This is a genomic window from Aquibacillus rhizosphaerae (assembly GCF_030282825.1).
GTDB classification, from domain to species: Bacteria; Bacillota; Bacilli; order Bacillales; family Amphibacillaceae; genus Aquibacillus_C; species Aquibacillus_C rhizosphaerae.
Map to the genome: position 1 here is coordinate 14,985 of NZ_JASTZU010000024.1, position 18,254 is coordinate 33,238.

The window sequence follows — 18,254 nt, forward strand, 5'->3', positions numbered from 1 at the left end:
TACCGTTATACAACTTTTAAAACTTACTATGTTCGTGTTTCTCGGATTATTTGCTTTCTAACTCTAGGATATTGCTAAGTTCATTATTATGAAATCCTTATAAAACTATGATAATCTGAAAGTATGAAGAGAAGGAGGGCTTTAAGATGGGGAAAACAATTCCAGAAGTAACACTTAATGACGGCCTTACATTACCGGTTATAGGTTTAGGTACATACAAATTGAAGGGGAATCAAGGTGTAAAATCTATACAAACAGCAATTGAGGATAGTGGTTATCGTCTTATTGATTCTGCTTATAATTATGAGAATGAAGGTACTGTAGGTGAAGCTGTTAAACGTAGTTCAGTTCCAAGAGAACAATTACGGATTGCCTCCAAATTGCCGGGACGTTATCAAGCGTATGACCAAGCAATTACCACCGTTGAGGAATCTCTTTACCGTGCCAACCTTGATTATTATGATTTATACTTGATTCATTGGCCTAACCCTAAACAAGATAACTATGTGGAAGCTTGGCAAGCATTAATTGATGCGAAAAAACAGGGTCTTATTCGTTCTATCGGTGTTTGCAATTTCTTACCTGAACATTTGGAACGTTTAAATAAAGAAACTGGTGTGAAGCCAAGTATTAACCAAATTGAATTACATCCATTTTTTAACCAAGAACAACAAATAAAGTGGCATATGGAAAATAATATCCAGACACAATCTTGGAGTCCGTTAGCAAAAGCCAAAGAAATATTAGATAATACAATGCTTCAACAAATTGCCAAAAATCACAACAAGTCGATAACACAAGTTATATTGCGTTGGCATTATCAACTGGGGACAATTGCCATTCCTAAATCTTCATCGGCTAAAAGACAACGAGATAATATAACAATTTTTGATTTTTCTTTAGATGATACAGAAATGAATCTCATTTCAGGATTAACACAATCGGATGGTAGGATTAACAATCAAGATCCTGCTTTTTATGAAGAGTTTTAATCAAATTAAATGGCAGGCAGCCCATGTGAACACTTGTCCATATGGGGTGCCTGTCATATTCTTCATTTAAAAATGGAAATAAATCATATTATTTCTGGCTCTCAAGTATTCCTAATGAGCTAATATCTGACTTTGTTTGCTCCGTACCTACTTCATATATTTTGCGATACAATTTTTCTATTTTCGTCTGAAAGTCATTGCGTTCATTATCTACATCGTTTTCCGAGAGAGGTTGTGAAAATACCGGTTTCGCATCTTTATCAATAGATAACACTTCTCTTAAAAGGAATTCCAAATCGTATAGTTCATTTTCTTCTACTTTCACTTCAAAATACGTATGATTTTTATCAAGTTTAGCTTTATCTATTCGTCCAGCATCTATCGAAATAAAATATGTCTTTTTCATTATATTCAACTCCTTTATTAAAATTTATTCAACAAATTCCCTTCTTGAAGTATGCTAAACATAGGACCATTTTTTGCTAATATAGTTGGCACAAGTTAGAAGGGAGAAAACGATGGAACTACAAAAAAAATTCATATCAAATGTACGTTTGTATTTTAAAGACCAAGGTGAAGATTGGTTGAAAAAATTACCAAATGTGACTGATTACTCTAAGCAACGTTGGGCGTTAAATATCCTAGAGCCTTATTCACTTTCAATAAACTACGTGGCACCAGCATTTAAAGATGATGGAACACAAGTAGTTGTGAAAATGTGTATTTCGGAACAAGAGTTTTTGGATGAATTAGAGACTTTAAAATTATTTAATGGAAAAGGAATTGCGAGGCTTATTGATTTTGATAGAGAAAACCGGATCTTGTTACTAGAAAAAATTTCACCTGGTCATACACTAGCAGAGGTAAAGGACGATGCTGATGCTTGTCGGTTTGCAGCAAATGTGATTAGGCAATTAGTTGTACCTGCACCAGATGAAACCATAATTCAAACTACCAAAGCAAGGGAGAAAAGTCTTCGGAATATAATGGATACACACCCAAATGGGATTGGGCCAATTTCGAAAACAATGCTAGAGAAGGCGTTAAGCCTATTTACATACCTTCATAACACACCCAAACAACGATGGCTACTTCATGGAGACTTTCATCACTATAATATAATTGAATCCGGAAACAACACATGGACGGCTATTGACCCTAAAGGCTTAATAGGCGAAATCGAATATGACTTGATTCAATACTTACTGAATAAATTACCAGAGCAGGGAGCAAATCAAGTGATTGAAAAAAGAGTAGCTATTTTTACAAAAGAACTTAGTTTAGATAAGGAGCGACTTTTGCTCTGGGGATATTGTCATACTGTACTCGCTACTGCTTGGACTGTTGATGACGAGAGCTATAATCATAGTTTTTTTCAAGGCATTGAGATTTTTGAAAAGTTATATAAAGCTAGTTATGGAAATCTATTAGAACGGGATTAAAGTAAAGCTAGAATTATAAGATAAATAAATTAGTAATAGCTCTTTTATGGAATGTAACTGGGACCAACTAATCATATGTATGAAATTATATTTAGCATATATTATACTTTTTTATTACCTATAAAAGCCATATTCCTTTTACATCCAGGGAAGTAATAGAGTGTAACGACTCTTGGGAATGGGTACCTGGTTTAACCTATATAAATGGGGTAGATAGCACAAAAGTTGAAAAGGAAATAAATCGTTTCAGTTTTGGGTTATATAATGATGAAAAGACAGATGAACATGTAAAAGCTACGTATGCTTTAGTATTTAAGAAAATAGAAGAATTGAATGTTTAAAATAAACATAAATAAAATTTGTTGTTTAATAGATGCGATTTGTGTATGAAGATAATCGCTCTTTACTAATTGCCAGTAACGATTTTTGATCAATTGATGATTGTTAATTAGTAAGTAAGAAATTTACTATTTATGGAGGGATTTGGTGTCTTTAACTTATTTATTTCTCTTTGTGGCAGGGATAGTTTTAGGATTGGCGCTAGGGTATTTAGAAAAGAAAGAAAAAGGGTTCAAAAATGTATCCAAACAGGTTATTAGTACTTTATTTCTAGTTTCAATACTTATAATAATAATAGGATTTACAATAGCACATGCTACCGTTGTTCATATAGGGATTTATATATTTATTCCAGTATTAGCTATATTTTTGGTAAGAAAAACATTTATATATGCTGAAACTAAAAACTAAGCTAACTTGATGCACGTCCGAATGCGACTGTCCAATAAGAACAGTCGCCATTTGTGCTGAACAGAATGTAATAAAGAAAAGACGTTATTGGGGGAATTAAAAATGTTACAAAATGTAGGTACTGAAGAAGCTATAAAGAGGTGGGATACCTTTGCAGATACATATTCAAAAAATCATAGTGAACAAGGGGATCTTCATAAAGAAGTTTTTTTAAACCCCACTATACTTTCACTTTTAGGAAATGTGAGAAATAAAAAAATCTTAGATGCAGGATGTGGTGAAGGATATTTAAGCAGAATTTTGTCCAAGTCTGGTGCTAGAGTGACAGCAGTGGATTACTCTCCAAGAATGATTGAAATTGCTAAAGAAAGAACTCCAAAAGAGCTATTAATCGATTATAGACAAAGTAATTGTGAGGACTTAAATAATTTTAAAGATAAAAGTTATGATTTAATCGTGTCCAATATGGTTATTCAGGACCTAACGAATTATGAAAAAGCTTTTCAAGAAATGTATCGGTTGCTTGTAAATGGAGGTAGTTTTATTTTTTCGATATTGCATCCTTGTTTCATTACACCAGAATGTGGTTGGGAGAGAAACGATAGTGGTGAAAAGTTGCACTGGAACGTAGATAAATACTTTTATGAAGGTGCGTATGAACAAGGTTTAGGTGATAAACAAAAGATGTTAATCTTCCATAGAACATTAACGAGTTATATAAATACTCTGATTCACACTGGTTTTGTATTAAAAAGCTTGGTAGAACCTAAGCCATCTGAAGAGATACTAAAAAAGTATCCTTCATTTGAAGAAGATTTTAGATGTGCTGACTTCATGGTTTTTGAGTTAAAAAAATAAACTTACTTAATGAATCGACGGGTGCACAGATTTTATGGAGATGATAAGTAAGAAAAGTGAGATTCCTTCAGTGGTTTGATGTCATGCTTCGGTTTAATAAGACAAAAAACAGTACAACGCTCAGTTGTACTGTTTTTTATGGATGTAAAATTATAGTGTTTTAGTAAGTTGATTAAACTGTAATTAACATACAAAAGTATCTGAACTATATATAAAATTTAGACAGAAAGTTTTTCAACTTGTTCTACATTCTGTTCGATCTTTTTGGCTGGCCATCTGTTTGCTATAAATGTAATGGTGAAGGCAAGTGTAAATGGTACCAGCATAGCGATAATGAATCCAATCGGATTATTGGCGAGTAGAGGGGCCGTAAAGGTTGGTACATAGGCTGTTCCGCGAACATCAAACAAACCAACTAATGCACCACCAACCCCACCAGAGACTAGCGCTCCGGCAAACACCCACTTGCTAGAAAACATAAATGGATAGGCGGATTCAACAAATGTACCGAAGCCCATATTAATCACAAAGCCTGGTGTAGCAACTGCTGCTTCTCCTTTATCATGGGGGCTAATAATATTAGCTAGGTTTATTCCGGCAGCAACCATAACTAACCCTACCATATCAACTGCACCTAGAAAGCTATTTCCTGTTCTCTCCATTTCAAGTAATACAATTGGTAAAATTGCGGCATGGTAAACACCACCAAGAATCGCTGGCCAAATTAGGACGCCTGCAATTAATCCGGCAATAATTGGGTTAAATGCTACAGTTACTTCTATCAATTCTTTAATTAAATCTCCAAGAGCTAAAGCGACCGGTCCGATGAAATAATAGACTAGTAGCCCAGCAATTAAACCAGCAAATCCACCTGCCGCAATATTAACTGTTGTCATCGGGAAGCGCCACTCAACAAATTTTTGGAACAAGATTCTTACAAGCAAACCGGCAAGGATACCACCAATCATTCCACCGATAATACCACCGTCCACAGAAAGTACCCCTGCAACGACACCAGCAACAATCGATACTTCATCTAATTCTGACACTTGTTTGGCAGCTATAACAGCAATGATGACTGGTAAGGCACCAATTAAAACGTCAAAGACATTACCTAGTGGTTCTAAACCAGGTATTTTACTCAAAGCGAGGATAAGTGCCATTGCAATAAAACCTGGCAAAGCAGACATCATGATTCCACGAATGTTTATATTTTTAAGTCCTAGACCACTTGACTCTTCCACATTACTATCATTTTTTCCGAGGAGTGGGCGATAAGAGATGCCAAAATGCTTCGTTAACGAGGTAACAAAGGAAACGGCTCTAGTTCGATTTGTTGTTCCTGTTGTACCTGAAGTAGCAATTACTTTTGCTCCCATTGAACTGATCAATGCCATCGATGTTCCACCAGTGCCAACGATAGGAATTCTTTTCTCAGCAGCGGCTTTCAATGCTTGCTGGTTGGCTCCGTTAGGATCGCCACTCATGACAATTAACCCATCAATCACACCCGCAAGAATCTGCTCAGCAATCTCATTGTCTAGTAGTTGCGCTTGTTGATTAACTTTCTCTAAAGTTGCTTCGGTGTTTTTACTAAATGCACCTGATGAATCTATTGTCCATAAAGATGCTTTCGTTGAAGCTTTAACAACATCCATCGATTCATTAGCAGCGATGAACTGGATAGATGCTACCTCTAGTTCCGTATTCTTTGTTTGGTTATGTATTTCGTTTAAAAGTTTGTTTGGATCTTTTCCACCTAAGTTATATAGATTTCCTCCGCTGCTACCTATAATCGCAATCTTCTTCATCTTGTTGTTTTGCCCCCATACTAAATACTATATTTCTATCATATAGTATAAACTAAAAAAGTTTATCACGCTACTATAGTAAAGTGTTAAAGTTGGAGAGGGTTTTTCTTTTATGGTTGAAACTTTTCTATACTTTGATTGTATAAATAGAAATTCATATTTCAAGAGGTAATATAAAAATAGGCGAAGTAAAATGGAGAAGTATTGACTTAAAAAGTATAGGTAATTATTTCAACAAATACGAGTGTAGGGATCTTTTTTACTTGGTTTTTTTGTTGCAATGGGTGAATGTAATTGTCGATTATCATTAAACTTATAAATCAACTATATTTGAAACCTAAACGAAAACCAAACGATGTGCCAAATACACATCGTTTGGTTTATGGTTTTTATTTATCCGGCATGATCCAGACTATTTCGCATAGACGAACAAAAAATGAAGATTCACGTTGTTGTAATAAGATATGGTCTGGTTTGGCGTCGATAAGTGTCCCACTAATTGAACCCCGTGTTGTTTCAACAACAACAAACTTTCCAATTAAACTACTAGCTGCTTTATATACATAGGGCTCCACCACCATGACAGGTAAAGTTTGTGTCCCATCCATATAGCCCATCAACTGTTGAGGCATATTATTCCGATCCATATAGTTCATAACTATTCCTCCCTTTAGTCCACAACATAGGTTATGCGAAAGGTAGTAAAAAAGCCCTGGGCTATTTAATCAATCTTTTTCATTATTTATATTAATGACAGAAGCTAAATAGAAAACAGGAAGCAAAGAACCGTCCCCTGCTTCCACAATTTTTTATGAAAAAAGTGACAAATGTCAATGTTATTTTTCTTATAGAGGTGTTATATTAATTAGAAAAATTAGCTTGAAGAATGGTGATTTAGATGAAAATTATTTGTTTTGGCGATAGTTTAACACGTGGGGTTTCTGTAGTAAAAGGAAGACTGAGAATACTAAAAGAAAATTACCCTGCATCATTACAAGACTTGTTTAGTCAAAAAGAAACGAACGATGTGACAGTTATTAATAAAGGTGTTTTTAACGACAACTCTGAATTAATGTTGTCAAGGTTAGAAAAAGATGTAATTGAAGAACACCCTGACTTTGCGATTGTTGAGGTTGGGGGAAATGATTGTAATTTTAAATGGAATGAGATCGTAGAAAAACCAGAAGAAGACCATCAAGCAATCGTTTCTTTAGATCGTTATTTAGCAAACATCAAAGAAATTGTAACAAAATTGCAAGAGAGTGGAGTTAAACCAATCATTGCTACCTTACCACCGCTCGACCCGGTGAGATATTATCAAACGATTTCCAACCAGTATAACCCTTCTGTAGGTAATTGGGTTAGTAAATTGGGTGGTATCGAACACTGGCATGGAATGTATAATTATCATTTAAATAAATTAGCAGATGAGCTGACAATTCCAAAAATAGATGTTAGATCTGCAATAAAAAAAGCCGGTGACTTAGTAAATCTAATCAGTGAAGACGGCATTCATTTAACTGCAGAAGGCTATCATGCTTTTAGTAAGGCAGTATATCAGTACTTAGTAAACAGCGCAGAAGAAAAAACAGTTTGATGAATTGAAAGAAGGTCAGGAATCTACCAATGTAGATCCCTGACCTTCTTTTATAGTCTGGCTAGGACGATGCTTCTGTTCCCTTTGTTCCATAAATTATATGAAGAAAGGCTCTGCAGACACAGAAGGGACACATAAATGTCATCTGAAATTCACAACTTATTAAACAGTTTAGTTTAAAATGTGAAAGGGTAACTGTTAATATTAAAAACATGTTAAAATGAAAATTAGTATGTGTATTGTTTCACTAAATCTTAACAATGTACAAGGAGGGTATAAAAATGGAGTTTGATACAGTCACTATTAGTAGATTAATCACAGCAATGACCTTAACCTTTCATATCATCTTTGCTACATTGGGTGTTGGTGTGCCATTATTTATTTCATTGGCTGAGTTTATTGGAATTAAAAAGAAAGACAAGCATTATGAATTACTTGCTAAGCGGTGGGCGAGAGGTTTTGTTATAACAGTGGCCATTGGTGTCGTAACTGGTACGGCAATTGGCTTACAGTTATCTTTAGTTTGGCCTAACTTTATGCAAATGGCTGGTAATGTGATTGCCTTGCCACTATTTATGGAAGTTTTTGCATTTTTCTTTGAAGCTATTTTCTTAGGGATTTATTTATATACATGGGACCGTTTTAAAGGTAAATATACACACTGGCTCATATCCTTACCAGTTGTTATTGGGGCAGGTATGTCTGCTGTTTTTATTACTACAGTGAATTCGTTTATGAATTCACCTGATGGATTTACGATAACAAACGGTGAATTTGTCGCGGTTAATCCGATAGAAGCAATGCTAAATCCATCGTCACCAACTAGAATTGCGCACGTATTAGGTGGATCGTATCTAACGGTGGCAGCCATTTTAGCAACGATTGCAGCCATTGCATTATTACGTAAGAAAGGCGCTGCGGATTATCATAAAAAAGCGTTAAAAATGACAGTTATATCGATGCTTGTTTTCTCTATTTTAACTGCGGTTGCAGGAGATACATCAGCAAAATATCTTGCAGAACATCAGACGGAAAAGTTAGCTGCAGCGGAATGGCTTTTTGAAACTGAAGAGAATGCCGATTTAATTCTTTTTGGCTGGCTAAATGAAAATAACGAGGTAGTTGGTGAACTCCGAATACCTGGTTTTCTAAGCTTTTTAGCTCATGGAGATTTTATGAGTGAAGTAACTGGTTTGGAAGTAACACCGGAAGATGAGCGACCACCTTTAGTTATTCACTATTTATTTGATTTGATGGTGTCGATTGGCTTTTTCTTGATTGGTATTTCTTTCTTATATCTTGTATTAAGTAAATTTAAACGCTGGAATGTTCATAATAAGTTCATGCTATGGATGCTTGCTTTAAGTGGTCCACTAGCCATGTTAGCGGTCGAGTTTGGTTGGATATTTGCAGAACTCGGAAGACAACCTTGGATCGTAAGAGGATATATGACTGTAAGTGAAGCTGCGACGTCTTCTCCATATATCTTGCATATGTTTTTCTTGTTTTTAGCTTTGTATATTGTACTTGGAACATTATTTGTGATTACGTTAAGAAAATTGTTTAAAGATAATCCAGTTGAACTAGAATTAGAGAAACACTACCCTGAACTAGAAAAGGGGGATAAAAAATGAGTTATGAAATAGTAGGAATCACAGTATTATGGCTATTTTTGTATGGCTATGTTATCGTTGCTTCGATTGATTTCGGGGCAGGGTTTTTCGCTTATTATGCAAAAGTTACCAAAAGAGATCACATCATAAATCAAATTATTTCTAGATATCTATCCCCTGTATGGGAAGTGACCAATGTATTTTTAGTGTTCTTTTTTGTTGGAATTGTTGGTTTCTTTCCATCAACAGCTTATTACTATGGATCCGCTTTACTTGTACCGGCAAGCTTTGCAATCATTTTGTTAGCGATCCGGGGATCCTTTTATGCGTTTGAAAATTACGGATCTAAACAGAGTAATGTCTATATGTTTCTGTACGGCGCAACAGGGTTATTAATCCCTGCGTCACTTTCTGTCGCATTAACTGTTTCAGAAGGTGGATTTATTAAGGAAGAGAATGGTGTAGTATCACTGAAATATTTAGAATTATTCACAAGTCCATTAGCTTGGAGTATCGTTGGATTGGCAATTACTGCGATTTTATTCATTAGTGCAAGCTTTTTAACTTACTATGCGTCAAGAGCCAATGATAAACCTGCTCTAAATTTAGTAAGGAGATGGTCGCTTTTTTGGGCGACACCCACGATTATTATGGCACTCACAACGATGATATTTTTGGGTCAGCACAATCAACGTCATTTTGATAATATGTTGGATTTATGGTGGGTATTCGGCTTATCGATGGGCTTCTTTTTAATTGCCATGGGGCTGTTATACATCGGTAGAAATTATGGAACAGCGTTTATCGCTATCATGCTCCAATTTTTCTTTGCATTTTTTGGATACGGTGCTGCACAATATCCATATTTACTTGACCCATATATTCACATTGAATCTAGCGTTACGAATGAATCCATGGGACTCGCCTTAATCATCGTCTTTATTGGAGGATTACTCATGTTAATTCCTTCCCTGATATTACTGATGCGTTTGTTTTTATTTAATGCAGATTATGCTAAAGGGAAAAAGTAGATTGTGGACGAAAATTTGTAGTAGAGGAATGAGATCTTCATGCAAAATATAAAGAAAACAGTATGGAGGCATAAAAGAAGAATCTACTTTTTAGTAGGTCTAACTTTACTGCTCGGTCTGGCAATTATTGTACAGGCCTTCCTTATGACACGTATTGTAGATGGTGTCTTTTTGAAAAACTTATCCTTTTCAGCAGTTACATCACCAATCCTCGCATTGTTTATTATTTTGTTGATTCGCGCTTTAACCGATTATATGAGTAAACGAATAGGTGTTTCTATTGCGAGTGATGTTAAACGTGATGTTCGTAAAGATTTATTAACTAAATATGCGCAGCAGCCTGTTCAGCTCGCAGAAAAAGGACAAACAGGTAAAAAGGTAAGTATGCTTCTAGATGGTGTTGATGAAATGGATAGTTTCTATAGCCAGTTTATCCCACAAGTAATGCAAAGTACGTTTGTACCGTTGTTAGTGATGATTGTTATTTTCACTCAACATATAAATTCAGGCATTATATTGCTTGTTTCTGCTCCATTTATTCCGATTTTTATGATTGTTATCGGAATACAAACCCAGAAAAAGTCAGAAGAAAAGCTAGAAAAACTAGCTTCTTTTTCTGGTGCTTTTTTAGACACATTACAAGGACTCGTAACATTAAAATTATTTGGAAGAACAAAAAAGCAAAAAGACGAATTAGAACAAAGTAGTTTAGGCTTTCGTGATACAACGATGGATATTTTGAAGGTTGCTTTTACCCAATCGTTTGCACTTGAACTCATATCGATGATTAGTATTGGAATTGTCGCGTTAGAGCTTGCGATTCAGTTAATTATCTACGAAAGTATTTCGTTTTTTACAGCTTTCGTCATTCTTATTTTGGTTCCAGAATTTTTTACTTCTTTAAAAGAACTCGGTACTACCTTTCATAATGGTAGAAGTAGTATGGGAGCGGCTAAAAAAGTGTTACAGGAGTTTGATGAACAAGACGATTCGATTCAATGGGGAAAGAATGAAATGGCTCAAGAAGAAGTTCCACCAACCATCCAGTTAAACCATCTTAGCTTTACCTATCCAACGAGTGATTTTAAGTTACACAATATGGATGCTACTTTTTTACCAAAGCAAAAAATTGCCATTGTTGGTGCGAGTGGTTCAGGAAAAACAACGCTACTTCATTTGTTAGCAGGGATGATCACGCCCGATGAAGGAGCTATTAACGTGCAGCAACAAGACCTTGTTACCTTTACAGAAGCGTCATGGTTGAATCAGCTTTCCTATATTTCGCAACATCCTTATATTTTTTCTGGGACGATTGGTGAAAACATTGCCATGGGAACAACGGCTGCTGTTGATGAAAAAGCCATTAGAGAGGCTGCAGAAAAAGCTGGAATCGCTCCGCTAATTGAATCATTAGAAAACCAATATCAAACGAAAATAGGTGAAGCGGGACGAGGTTTATCCAGTGGTGAAAAACAACGTGTTTCCATTGCGCGCGCCTTCTTGAAAAAACCAACGATTGTTTTGCTTGATGAACCTACCCGTGGCCTGGATCTTGCTACAGAGAAAATATTGCAACAATCGATTGAGCAGCTAAACGAGACAGCAACTGTGATAACAGTGGCACATCGATTGCATACGATTAAAACTGCAGATCAGATTCTATTTTTGGAGAATGGTCAGTTGCAAGCAGTTGGTACACATTCAACATTATTTGATACTTTACCAGCATATCGGGAAATGGTAACGATTCAACGAGGGGGTAAACAAGCATGAGCGCGCTTCAAAAGGTAATCAAACTTATGCTGATTGAAAAAAAGGATATCGTTATAGCCATTTGTTTAGGCTTTATCGCTGGAATTAGTAGTGTTGGTTTGTTTGCTGCTAGTGGATACCTTATTTCAAAAGCAGCTTTAATACCTCCTTTTTATGCATTGATTGTGTTAACTTCAACGGTGAAATTACTCGGTTTTGTTAAAGCTGGTGCCAAATATGGGGAGCGTCTTTATTCACACCGTGCAACGTTTACAATTTTAAGCAATTTACGTGTAACGTTTTTTGAAAAATTGGAACCACTCGTTCCACATGTTTTTCATAAGTATCGAAGTGGTGACTTGCTTGGTCGTGTCGTTGGTGATGTAGAAAGTTTACAAAACTTCTTTCTACGTGTTTTTTATCCACCAATCGTCTTATTACTTGTTTTTGTGAGTACGATTTTCTTCGTCAGTTTCTATTCGTTGGCGATTGCAGTGATTTTGTTACTCGGTTTTTTACTAACGACAATTGTAATTCCAGCCCTGTTTTCTTTAAGACAAGTAAAAATTAATGGAAGAGTAAGACAGGAACGCGGGGACCTATCGACAGAAATTACTGAAGTGATGTACGGATTTCGTGATTTGAAGTTGTTTCAACAATTAGATACGAAACAAAATCAGCTTTTAAGCCAATCAGAAACCTACATTAATGAACAAAAACAAGAAAACATTAATAAAGTGTATAGTCAATCGTTTAACGGATTCATTACGTTTATTGTCAGTTGGTTCGTGTTAGCTATAGGTGCTTATTTGGTTGTAAATGGAACGTTAGAAGGAATCTTTTTAGCGATGCTTGTGATGATTTCATTAACTGTCTTCGAACCAGCAGCACCAATGGCAGTCTTTCCAATTTATATCCAGGAAAGTCGTGATGCGTCAAACCGGTTATATGACGTCGTAGACGAACCGGATATTCAACCGAGCGAAACCAATATTTCTATCAATCATTTACCTGACGTTCCACCAGGACTTGCATTTAGCGACATCCGTTTTACCTACAAAGGGGAGTGGCGGACAACGATTCCTAACCTTTCGCTTCTGTTACCGGCCGGATCAAAAACGGCAATTGTAGGAGCTAGTGGATCAGGTAAATCAACCTTGCTACAGCTTATTTTAAAAATGCAACAAGTAGAAGCTGGACAAGTTTATTGGGATCAACACGACACCTTGACTGTGTCTGGGTCCGCAATCTGGGAACAAACTAAAGTGGTTTTACAGGAAAATCATTTCTTCTATGGCACTATCCGAGACAACTTGCTACTTGCAGATCCTGGACTACAGGATGACCAAATGAATGCAGTACTTGCAAGCGTGCAACTTGAGAATTTTTCACTGGATACGCGTGTTTCAGAAAATGGAGAAAATCTGTCTGGTGGTGAGAAGCAACGATTAGCGATTGCAAGAGCCTTGTTGAAAAAAGGTCATCTTTGGCTGTTAGATGAGCCGACATCATCGCTAGATGCACAAACGGAACAAAGTATTTATCAACAAATCTTCAACCAAGCAGATCAAGATACATTACTTTTGGTCAGTCACCGCTTGCAGGGCTTAGAACAGATGGATCAGATTATTGTCATGAATCACGGTGAAATCATCGAATCAGGTTCCTATCAAGAACTGATGGAATTAGAGGGATACTTCTACCAAATGAAAACACTGGAAGAAAGTCTGCTTTAAGAGGCAAGGGAAAAAGTTCTCTTGCCTCTTTTTTATAATATAATAGGGAAATAAATGCAAAGTTTGGAAATGTGTAATACACTGAGATTATCTAATTCACGATATAACAATAGTTTTTCTTTTAGTTTCTTTAACCGACCGACACCATGGAAGAAGTAGGGCTAGAAATTAGTTTCTGAAACAGTACAGGAAATTCCTTTTGAAATATCCGAACAATAACTAAGAAGACAAGTAAACGAGGCATTGGTTAAACCATATAAAGTGATAGGCATTGATGAGTAGATTGTATTATTCATTTAAGCGACAATTCAAATAATCCAACAAATTTATCGGATAGCTTAACACAAAAAGGGGATGAGAACTTGAGCATATTTATGAAAGTGAATATCTTTATTGCAATTTTAATTCTGAGTGTTTTAATGTATCATGTTTTTATAGAAGAGATTGAGTTACCAGCATATGTACCATTTATTGTAGTGTTTGTGATGATATCATTAAATTTAATTGAAAAAATTGCAAAAATGAAATCCAAGGAAAAAAAGGAAGATTAAATAGAAATTCATCTTAAAACTAAAGCTTTATTAATAAAGGCACTATCCGAGAAAATTTGTAAGTCGTTTTAACCAAACAGTGGCTTACAAAAATTATAATGCAGAACTTCCGCCTGTTTTATGGAAGTTCTATTTTTATATCTAATTTTTAATTATAAAGTTGAGAAAACAAAAAAACACACTCGAATTTGTTATATACAAAGTAGAACAGATTTGTTATAGTGTATATAGAACAAGAAGCCGAATTGGAGGAGATATAGTTGATTATTATAGATGCCGAATCGGATATTCCTATATATGTACAACTTAGAACTCAAATCATGGAAAGTATTGTCCGAGGCGATCTATCTACTGGCGACACCTTGCCATCTGTAAGGGGACTAGCCGGAGATTTAGGAATCAACATGCATACGGTAAACAAAAGCTATCATGAACTTGAGTCGAAAGGAATCATTGAAATTGTTCCTAAAAAAGGAGCGGTTATTACTGCGAATAAAGATAAAAAAATCTCAAAAAAGCGTCTAGACGCTTTAAGTAAAGAGTTAAGACCACTAGTGGTTGAAGGGCTAATTAACGGGATGAATAAAGAAGAAATACATGAGTTAATCACCGGGGTAATTAGTGAAGTAAGGGAGGAATAAAACATGGAATTTATTACTTTATTTATAACAATCCTATTTGTGAGTTGCATTCAAATCGCCATACCATTTTTAGTTAAGCGTACAGTGGTATTTGGGGTTACTATTCCATATGAACAAGCAAAGCATGTAAAGGTTATTCATTATAAAAAGTTATATGCGATTTTAACTACTGTTATTGCTTTAGCAAGTTCCATAGGTTTTATCATATGGAACCAAGTTACTCCGATGGATGAAACAATGCTTGTCCTAACAGGAACCCTTATCCCATTTGTCATTTTATTAACCGGACTAACTCTATATTTTTATTTCCATTATAAAATGACGAAGCTGAAAAAGTCTAAAAGATGGTTCGAAAAGATTAAACAAGTGCGTTATGCAGATTTGGCAGTGCGATCACAGGATGAAATGCTTGCTTCCTATGTGCATTTTATCCCATCAATAATTACAGTCACGATCATTGTTTTATCTGTAAATTTATATGACCAATTACCTGGCCAAATTCCAGTACATTGGGGACCAGATGGTGTGGCGGATGCTTTTAGTGAAAAAAGTTGGCTTTCCGTGCTTAATCTGCCAATTGTTTTAATTATTTTACAATCGATGTTTTTTGGAACGAACCTATTCACAAAGAAATCAGGTATTAAAATTAATCCAGGTAACGTTACGTCATCTAAAATGCGCCAATTAAGATTGCGAAAATATTCGAGTTGGTTTTTATTTATTACAAATATAGCGATGACGATGCTATTTTCTATTTTACAACTCAACTTATTATATGAAAACTTATTTAGTGAGTCGTTACTTATTTTCTTACCATTTGGATTTTTAGTTTTCACATTAGTTGGTGCACTAGCTTTAGCAATTAAAGTAGGTCGAGTGGATTCAGACTTAGAAGGAAAGTTAATAACGGATGAGCCAAGTAAAGTAGAAGGAGTAGATGATGATAACTATTGGAAAGGTGGATTGTTTTATTTTAACCGAAAAGATCCGTCTATATTTGTAGAGAAACGATTTGGTATTGGTTGGACACTTAACTTTGCAAATCCAATAGGGTATTTTGTTATGATAGTACCAATTATCTTGATTTTAATTTTATCCTTTTCCATTTAAATTGGCTTTCTTAACTTTTGAGTTTAAAGGGACTGACTTCCGTTATGAACAACAAAATAACGTGAGTTAGTTCTTTTTTTGAACTTTCTCTATAAAGGCTGAATAGCTTTCAACAATTTTTTATTTTTGTTGAAAGCGGTTACTTTATGTATTATAATAAAATAATAAATCAATTAAAGGAGCAAACACATCATGAATCAATACATCTTTCTTTTAAGAGAACCAGTTGGTCCAAAAGAAGTTATGATTGAAGCAACAGGAATGTTAGATGCATTCAATCAAGCAAAAGAACTATTATCAAAAACAATGAGAGAAACATCATCTCAGATAGAAATCCAATTTAAAGGTATTGTATATTAAATAATAATTGGCTAGCGAATAGTACCCTGTAGAGTAGGCTTTGTATAATGCATCTGTTCTGTAGGGTGCTTTTTTGTATGGAAAAAATTAGTGATTGGTGAAATCCACCTAGAGTTAGTGGTCTAAAAGACAGAGGTAAGGTTTCCTTATAAACATGATTATTTCATTTTGGCTGAAGCATAATTGCTCTCTCAGAGGAGATTATAAAGTTGAATCAAAAAAACAAGGAGGTCTTTATTTTGCAAAACCAAAACCAAATGCAAAGTGGAACGCAAATGACTAACAATATGGGAAACCAAGCAATGAAGTATAATCATGGTGCTCATGAGATTCTTGACTCACATGAATTAATCGGTTGTTTAATCGGTGTGATGGAACAATATCAGCTGTACGATCAAAATATTCAAGATCAAGATCTTAAGGGGATCTTACAACGTCAATCTTCATTCATGACGCAATTGTATAATACGATTGTAGAAAGTTTCAGTACAGGTCAAGATCCAACAGTGCCTACACAACAGTATAAGATGGAGCAAAGCAATGAAGTCACTTATGGAGTGAAGGCAGGGCAACCAAAAAAACCAAAACAGTCTGTTAGTGAGTTTACAGATGATTGTTATTCTTCCTTTATGCTTGGTCAAACAAAAGCGGCTTGCTCCACATTTGCAATGGCAGCAGCTGAGATGAATAATCCAGTATTGCGTCGTGTCATCGCAGACAGTGTACCAAACATGATTGAAATGAGTTATGAGTTATTCCTATATCAAAATAAAAAAGGTTATTATCAAGTTCCACAATTAAAAGAACAAGATATGAATATTATGCTCCAGTCTTATACAAAAGCTCCTCAAAAAGGGATGCATTAAGCGTTAACAGGTGAAAGAAACTAAGGGGAATGTGTATCCCCTTAGTTTTATTTTTATATACATAATCCTCTCATTTTCTTATTGAAAGGATCAGTCGAAAATCTGCTAAATTAGTCGATAATGCATCACGTCACCTTATTCTACTGGAGACACAAACTCTTATCATCATTGAAACAAATATCAATTTCAGGAGGTATCGTTGAACATATGCTACTGAAAAGTGTATGAATATTCATTCAAATTCAAGTCTAACGAAAAGATTCGCACAAAATAATTTTATCACATCCAAAAAGTCAACAATAATCACCCAAGGCTAAAAGGGGCGATATAACGATTTAATGGAGTTGCAACTAAATATCTCAACAATCACCTTGCTTGGTTCCAAGTAATAAAATCCATTCAACATAAAAGAAATCCTGTTTGAATGACTTAATTATTAAAGGGAATTTAATACAAAATATGGAAACGTATGATACACTTAGGCTATCTAGATTCACGATATAAACACGGTTTCTTATTAAAATAAACTAACAGAATAGTTCAATATCTGAGGGGTGATTAAATTGAAAAAATTTTCTTGGTTAAGCTATGGGTCATTTCTTTTAGGTGTATTTTCTATGCCATTTTTCTTTGCACTGATATATGGACTAATAAGAATCCATCCTTATTTCGGTTTTTTTCTTGTTTCGTTGTCCATCATTCTCTCTTTGATTTTTGGCTTTATAGCTATTTCTAAAGATACGGAAAAAAACTCCATTGCAACTTTAGCAATAATCATCTCATTTGGAAGTGGGGCATTTTTCGTTTTTGGCTTATTAATGTCCCAGATGGGTTCTCCAACTTAATAAATTTCCCGATTGTTCAGGTTAAACTTTTCAACTAAAGGGTTGACGATTACGAAATAAGGAGAAATGGTTAATGAAAAAACATTGTTGTGAGGATATGAATTATCATGCGAATTATAAATGTGACATCCATAACAACCCCTTTGAATGTCCTGATAAAATAATTATTTTTGACGAAAAGGACAATGACTACGGGGTAATAATTCATGATGGTGGTACTTCAAGTATAGAGATTGTTTATTGTCCTTGGTGTGGTTCAACATTGTAAGCTGTTTTAAACTAACGGAAGACCTAGATTA

19 protein-coding genes and 2 pseudogenes are annotated in these 18,254 nt (G+C 35.0%); 18 read left to right on the forward strand and 3 right to left on the reverse strand.

Going from position 1 to position 18,254, the window contains the following annotated elements:
- The first annotated feature begins 146 nt into the window (after positions 1–146).
- Positions 147–992 carry an aldo/keto reductase gene (locus tag QQS35_RS06925; protein ID WP_285931197.1) on the forward strand — a complete coding sequence of 282 codons (846 nt, stop codon included), beginning with the start codon at positions 147–149 and terminating at the stop codon, positions 990–992.
- 88 nt (positions 993–1,080) lie between these two features.
- Here QQS35_RS06925 and QQS35_RS06930 read toward each other — a convergent pair whose 3' ends face one another.
- The gene (locus QQS35_RS06930) at positions 1,081–1,398 is read right to left on the reverse strand and encodes a hypothetical protein (protein WP_285931198.1); all 318 of its coding nucleotides are present in this window, start codon (positions 1,396–1,398) and stop codon (positions 1,081–1,083) included.
- A gap of 112 nt (positions 1,399–1,510) precedes the next feature.
- On the opposite strand from QQS35_RS06930, the gene QQS35_RS06935 reads away from it, so the two are divergent.
- The 3 genes from QQS35_RS06935 to QQS35_RS06945 all read left to right on the forward strand — a co-directional run bounded on the left by QQS35_RS06935 (position 1,511) and on the right by QQS35_RS06945 (position 4,042).
- Complete coding sequence (locus QQS35_RS06935; RefSeq protein ID WP_285931199.1) at positions 1,511–2,434, forward strand: aminoglycoside phosphotransferase family protein; 924 nt, start codon at positions 1,511–1,513, stop codon at positions 2,432–2,434.
- A 486-nt stretch (positions 2,435–2,920) separates the two neighbouring features.
- Complete coding sequence (locus tag QQS35_RS06940; protein WP_285931200.1) at positions 2,921–3,184, forward strand: hypothetical protein; 264 nt, start codon at positions 2,921–2,923, stop codon at positions 3,182–3,184.
- 102 nt (positions 3,185–3,286) lie between these two features.
- Positions 3,287–4,042 (forward strand): class I SAM-dependent methyltransferase, encoded by a 756-nt coding sequence (locus QQS35_RS06945; protein WP_285931201.1) that lies wholly within the window; start codon positions 3,287–3,289, stop codon positions 4,040–4,042.
- Between the two features lie 218 nt (positions 4,043–4,260).
- On the opposite strand, the gene QQS35_RS06950 is transcribed toward QQS35_RS06945, so the two are convergent.
- A complete protein-coding gene (locus QQS35_RS06950; RefSeq protein WP_285931202.1) occupies positions 4,261–5,853 on the reverse strand; it encodes a PTS sugar transporter in 1,593 nt (530 codons plus the stop codon).
- 389 nt (positions 5,854–6,242) lie between these two features.
- On the reverse strand, positions 6,243–6,509 hold the full coding sequence (locus QQS35_RS06955; RefSeq protein WP_285931203.1) for a YuzF family protein: 267 nt from the start codon (positions 6,507–6,509) through the stop codon (positions 6,243–6,245).
- A 242-nt stretch (positions 6,510–6,751) separates the two neighbouring features.
- Here QQS35_RS06955 and QQS35_RS06960 point away from each other — a divergent pair, with 242 nt between their 5' ends.
- The 14 genes and pseudogenes from QQS35_RS06960 to QQS35_RS07020 all read left to right on the forward strand — a co-directional run bounded on the left by QQS35_RS06960 (position 6,752) and on the right by QQS35_RS07020 (position 18,223).
- A complete protein-coding gene (locus QQS35_RS06960) occupies positions 6,752–7,450 on the forward strand; it encodes an SGNH/GDSL hydrolase family protein (RefSeq protein WP_285931204.1) in 699 nt (232 codons plus the stop codon).
- A 281-nt stretch (positions 7,451–7,731) separates the two neighbouring features.
- Entirely contained in the window at positions 7,732–9,084 is a 1,353-nt protein-coding gene (locus tag QQS35_RS06965; RefSeq protein ID WP_285931205.1) for a cytochrome ubiquinol oxidase subunit I, read from the forward strand.
- Positions 9,081–10,094, forward strand: a complete 1,014-nt coding sequence (locus QQS35_RS06970) for a cytochrome d ubiquinol oxidase subunit II (protein WP_285931206.1) — start codon at positions 9,081–9,083, stop codon at positions 10,092–10,094. Before QQS35_RS06965 ends, QQS35_RS06970 begins: the two co-directional genes overlap by 4 nt.
- Before the next feature lie 39 nt (positions 10,095–10,133).
- The gene (gene cydD, locus QQS35_RS06975) at positions 10,134–11,867 is read left to right on the forward strand and encodes a thiol reductant ABC exporter subunit CydD (protein WP_285931207.1); all 1,734 of its coding nucleotides are present in this window, start codon (positions 10,134–10,136) and stop codon (positions 11,865–11,867) included.
- The gene (gene cydC, locus QQS35_RS06980) at positions 11,864–13,582 is read left to right on the forward strand and encodes a thiol reductant ABC exporter subunit CydC (RefSeq protein ID WP_285931208.1); all 1,719 of its coding nucleotides are present in this window, start codon (positions 11,864–11,866) and stop codon (positions 13,580–13,582) included. Before cydD ends, cydC begins: the two co-directional genes overlap by 4 nt.
- A 362-nt stretch (positions 13,583–13,944) precedes the next feature.
- The gene (locus tag QQS35_RS06985; protein ID WP_285931209.1) at positions 13,945–14,133 is read left to right on the forward strand and encodes a hypothetical protein; all 189 of its coding nucleotides are present in this window, start codon (positions 13,945–13,947) and stop codon (positions 14,131–14,133) included.
- Positions 14,134–14,393: 260 nt separating this feature from the next.
- Entirely contained in the window at positions 14,394–14,774 is a 381-nt protein-coding gene (locus tag QQS35_RS06990; RefSeq protein ID WP_285931210.1) for a GntR family transcriptional regulator, read from the forward strand.
- Positions 14,775–14,777: 3 nt separating this feature from the next.
- Positions 14,778–15,884, forward strand: a complete 1,107-nt coding sequence (locus QQS35_RS06995; RefSeq protein WP_285931211.1) for a DUF1648 domain-containing protein — start codon at positions 14,778–14,780, stop codon at positions 15,882–15,884.
- A 192-nt stretch (positions 15,885–16,076) separates the two neighbouring features.
- Entirely contained in the window at positions 16,077–16,244 is a 168-nt protein-coding gene (locus QQS35_RS07000; RefSeq protein WP_285931213.1) for a hypothetical protein, read from the forward strand.
- 239 nt (positions 16,245–16,483) lie between these two features.
- Positions 16,484–17,110 (forward strand): spore coat protein, encoded by a 627-nt coding sequence (locus QQS35_RS07005; protein ID WP_407933949.1) that lies wholly within the window; start codon positions 16,484–16,486, stop codon positions 17,108–17,110.
- 95 nt (positions 17,111–17,205) lie between these two features.
- Positions 17,206–17,314 (forward strand): annotated as a pseudogene (locus QQS35_RS22900) (IS1595 family transposase); the annotation flags it as partial.
- Positions 17,314–17,614: pseudogene (locus tag QQS35_RS07010) on the forward strand (IS1595 family transposase); the annotation flags it as partial. The pseudogenes QQS35_RS22900 and QQS35_RS07010, both read left to right, overlap by 1 nt.
- A gap of 59 nt (positions 17,615–17,673) precedes the next feature.
- Positions 17,674–17,955 (forward strand): hypothetical protein, encoded by a 282-nt coding sequence (locus tag QQS35_RS07015; RefSeq protein WP_285931215.1) that lies wholly within the window; start codon positions 17,674–17,676, stop codon positions 17,953–17,955.
- A gap of 73 nt (positions 17,956–18,028) precedes the next feature.
- Positions 18,029–18,223 (forward strand): DUF6980 family protein, encoded by a 195-nt coding sequence (locus QQS35_RS07020; RefSeq protein ID WP_285931216.1) that lies wholly within the window; start codon positions 18,029–18,031, stop codon positions 18,221–18,223.
- Positions 18,224–18,254: the final 31 nt, after the last annotated feature.